This is a genomic window from Tamlana crocina (genome assembly GCF_012037625.1).
The window spans coordinates 1-327 of sequence record NZ_JAAVJS010000649.1 but is presented as its reverse complement, the minus strand read 5'-3'; the positions used below and the strand labels follow the sequence as shown (position 1 = coordinate 327).

1 pseudogene is annotated in these 327 nt (G+C 41.6%); it reads right to left on the bottom strand.

The features are described from left to right. Nucleotides 1-194: 194 nt before the first annotated feature. Nucleotides 195-327: pseudogene (locus HC176_RS20190) on the bottom strand (DUF4407 domain-containing protein); the annotation flags it as partial.

Sequence of the window (327 nt, the reverse complement as noted above, 5' to 3'; positions counted from 1 at the left end):
AATTGAATAACTCATTGATTCTCGATACGAATTTTCTTAGCTTAAGCGCTCTAAATTCCCTCTGGTTCTCGATACAAATTTTTCTCGCTAAAGCGCTCGAAAAATTCACTCGAACTGACGAGGGGTTTTGGCTTAAAAAGAGTTCTCCTGGTCAGAAAAATTTTATCAGAAGACTGACTATCCTGTCCCTTTCGTTATCCCAGCACCTGTTTCTGTTTATTATAAAAAGCGTCCGCCTGCAGCTGCATAAGCTCGCGTGCCTTTTTTCGCTTGTAGTCGTAGAGTTCCTGTTCTTCATCAATGTCTGCATACACCCTGTTGTTCACC